This is a genomic window from Nocardia araoensis NBRC 100135 (assembly GCF_000308435.1).
GTDB lineage: Bacteria > Actinomycetota > Actinomycetes > Mycobacteriales > Mycobacteriaceae > Nocardia > Nocardia araoensis.
Window position 1 is genome coordinate 1 of record NZ_BAFR01000023.1, and the last position, 495, is coordinate 495.

Here is a 495-nt window from a genome sequence, read left to right on the forward strand (position 1 = left end):
GGCTCGTGCGTATGGTGCGACGTTGTTCATGGTGGTGCATTCGGCGTTCGCGGTGTTGTTGGCTCGGTTGTCGGGCAGTTCGGATGTTGCTGTTGGTTCTCCGGTGGCGGGTCGTGGTGAGCGGGAGCTCGATGATCTGATCGGTATGTTCGTCAATACGGTGGTGTTCCGGTCCCGGATCGATGGTGGTGAGTCGTTCGCGGATGTGCTCGCGCGTCAGCGGGAGATCGATCTGGCTGCGTTCGCGCATGCGGATGTGCCGTTCGAGCGGTTGGTGGAGGTGTTGAATCCGCCGCGGTCGACGGCGCGTCATCCGTTGTTCCAGGTGGGGTTGTCGTTCCAGAATGTCGCGCGGTCGGTGTTGGAGTTGCCGGGTTTGTCGGTGGCTGGTGTGGACGCGGATTTGGATGTGTCGCAGTTCGATCTGCATTTGATCGTGGGTGATGGGTATGACGAGTCGGGTGCGGCTGCTGGTATCGGTGGGTTTTTGACGTA

1 protein-coding gene is annotated in these 495 nt (G+C 60.4%); it reads left to right on the forward strand.

The annotated features are described in order from the left end of the window. A partial coding sequence (locus ON21_RS03695; RefSeq protein ID WP_039795302.1) for a condensation domain-containing protein occupies positions 1-495 on the forward strand: 495 nt, incomplete at both ends.